This window comes from Allobosea sp. P4_H5 (assembly GCF_056400825.1).
In genome coordinates this window covers 1-3,267 of record NZ_JBFUKM010000032.1, presented here as the reverse complement: position 1 = coordinate 3,267, position 3,267 = coordinate 1, and the positions used below count along the sequence as shown (strand labels likewise).

Below are 3,267 nucleotides of genomic sequence, written 5' to 3'. Positions count from 1 at the left end.
CGACGAATGCGCAGATCGCGAGCGGCGCAGGCGCCGTGGCCGCCGTCACCGTGGCGGGAGCGAGAGCAAAATGGACCGCCGACGATCGGATCGACGTCGGCCATCAAGGCCAGGGCAGCCTGACGGTCGCCAATGGCGGAACCGTGCGCGCCGGCACGATCGGCATCGGGACCGGAGCGGGAGGCTCCGGCGCGATCCATGTCAGCGGCAGCGGTTCGCATGTCGAGGCCGGCAGCCTCGTGCTTGGCGACGGCGGTGCGGGCTCGGCTGTGGTCTCCGGCGCCGGATCGAGCTTGACTGCGACCGACTTCACGGTCGGACAGTCCGGCAGCGGCACGCTCACCGTCGCCAATGGCGGCAAGGCCGGCCCCGGACGCGACAGGCGGATCGCTGTCGCCAAAAACTCCGGCAGCACCGGCACGATCAATATCGGCGCCGCGGCAGGGCAGACGGCAACGACGGCGGGCAGGATCGAGGGCGATGTCCAGTTCGGCGCCGGCACGGGCACGTTGGTTTTCAATCATACGGACGGCGACTACAGGTTCGGCTCTGATTTTGATGGGTCCGGCCAGGTCCGGTTCCTGAGCGGGACGACGATCTTCGAGCGCTATCTCGACGCCTCCGGCTTTACCGGCGCGATGACGGTGACGAGCAGCACGCTGGTGCTGAGCGGTGCCCGGGTCGGCGGCACGGTCGCGATCGACAACGCCGGTCGGGTCGAGGGCGAGGGCTCGATCGGGGCGACCACGGTGAACGGCGGCGGCACGCTTGCGCCGTCGGGCAAGACCTCGCTGGTGGTCAACGGCAGTCTCACCGCCAATGCGGGCGGCACGATCAAGCCGTCGGATGCCGCCGCGCTCGTCGTCAACGGCACGCTGACGCTCGAGGCCGGCAGCAATTACGACTACGCTCTGGACGGCGATGGCGCCTCGTCGCCGGATTCCGCCACGACGCGGGTCAATGGCGATCTCGTCCTGAACGGCGGCACGCTCAACCTCGCCGGCAGTTCGCAGCCCGCGATCGGCTATCACCGCGTCATCAGCTATAGCGGCAGCCTTTCGGGCAGCGGGCTCGTCATCGGCAGCACCCCGGTCACGAGCCCGGTGGCCTATACCTACTCGGTCGACACGTCGCTGACCGGCAAGGTCGATGTCGTCGTCACCCCGAACGGGCTCGACATCCTGCAGCTCTGGGGCACGACGCCGGCCGGCGGCGGGTCCGGCACCTGGACCGGCGGCAACCTGAACTGGTGGAACCTCGGCGGCGCGACGACGGCGTCATGGGGCGGCGCCTATGGCGTCTTCCGCGGCCCCGGCGGCACGATCACGATCGACGGCCAGCAGAGCGCGGTCGGGCTGCAGTTCGCCGGCGGCAGTTATACGCTGGTCGGCGGTGCCGGCGGCAGCCTCAACCTGCACGGCTACAACAATGGCGGCTTCGTCATCACCACGCCGGAGATCCGCGTGCTCGACGGCGAGACCGCGACGGTTGCGGTCAGCATCACCGGCACGGAGGGCCTCGAGAAGACCGGCGACGGCAGGCTGATCCTGTCGGGCACCAACAGCTATGGCGGCGGCACCATCATCGCGGGCGGCACGCTGCAGATCTTCGCCGACGCCAATCTCGGCGTAAGCAGCGGCGGGCTCAGCTTCGACAACGGCGCACTGCACACCACCGCCGACATCGTCTCGGCCCGCAGCGTCACCCTGCGCGATACCGGCGCGATCGCGACCGATGCCGGCACGACGCTGACCTTGACCAACACGGTGAGCGGCGCCGGCGGGCTGATCAAGGCGGGCGACGGCACGCTGCTGCTGACCGGGAGCAACAGCTGGTCGGGCGGGACCCTGATCACCGCCGGCACGCTCCGGGCCGGCAGTGCGGGAGCCCTGCCGGTGATGACCGACTGGGTCCTGACCGGCGGCAGGCTCGACCTTGATGGCCACGACCTGTCGATGCGTGTCCTCGCCGGCAGCGGCGGCGAGATCGCGCTGGGCAGTGCCGACCTCACCGTCGATCAGACGCAGGACAGCCTCTACGCCGGAACCGTCACCGGCGCCGGCCGCCTGCTCAAGCAGGGCTCGGGAACCCTGCTGCTGACCGGGACCAGCAGCTATGCCGGCGGCACCGTGATCCGCGACGGCACGCTGGCGATCGTCGCCGACGCCAATCTCGGCGCTGCCGGCTCAAGCATCGCCTTCGACGGCGGCGGCCGCCTGGCGAGCTATGCCGACATCACCAGCGGACGCTCCATCACGCTCTCGGGCACCGGCACGATCGAGACCTATGCCGGCACGAGCTTCATCCTCGGCGGCGCGATCAGCGGCAGCGGCAGCCTGGTCAAGGATGGCTGGGGCACGCTCGTCCTGACCGGCAGCGCGCGCCATGCCGGCGGCACGACGATCGCGGCCGGCATGTTGCAGATCGGCAATGGCGGCAGCACCGGCGAGCTTGCCGGCAATGTCGTCAACGACGCGATCCTCAGCTTCAACCGCGCGAACGACTACAGCTTCTCCGGCGCGATCTCCGGTTCCGGCGTCGTCGTGCAGGCGGGCACCGGCACCACGGTCCTGACCGGCACCAACAGCTATTCCGGCGGCACGCTGATCCGGGCCGGCGCGCTCGAGGTCGCCAATGACGGCAATCTCGGCGCCGGCGGGACGGCGATCACCTTCCTGGGTGGGGCGCTGCGCTTTGGCGCCTCGTTCAGCACCGACCGCACCGTGCTGCTGATCGGCAATGGCACGATCGATAGCAACGGCCATGACGGCAGCCTGAGCGGCGGCATCTATGGCGATGGCGACCTGATCAAGACCGGCGCCGGCACGCTGACGCTGAGCGGCAGCAACGCCTACCGCAACACCATCGTCGCGGCCGGCACGCTCGTCGGCAATGCCGCCTCGATCTCCGGCAACGTCACCGCCAATGGCACGGTCGTGTTCGACCAGCGCGACGATGCCAGCATCGCCAGCGTGTTCTCGGGAACCGGCCGCTTCGCCAAGGCCGGCGGCGGGGCACTCGAACTGACCGGCGACAGCTCCGGCTTCTCCGGCGCGACCACCGTCTCCGCCGGCACGCTCATCGTCAACGGTTCACTCGGCGGTGGGCTCGAGGTCGAGGCCGGCGCCCGGCTGCAGGGCAGCGGCACCGTCGGCTCGACCACGATCCAGGCAGGCGCCACGATCGCGCCAGGCAACTCGATCGGAACAATCACCGTCGCCGGAGACATCACCTTCGCCGCAGGCTCGACCTATGAAGTCGAGGTCA

At 69.8% G+C, this 3,267-nt stretch carries 1 protein-coding gene; it reads left to right on the top strand.

The genetic code is table 11. The features are described 5' to 3' along the window. Positions 1-35: 35 nt before the first annotated feature. A partial coding sequence (locus AC1DS0_RS30755) for an autotransporter-associated beta strand repeat-containing protein (RefSeq protein ID WP_476817991.1) occupies positions 36-3,267 on the top strand: 3,232 nt, incomplete at its 3' end.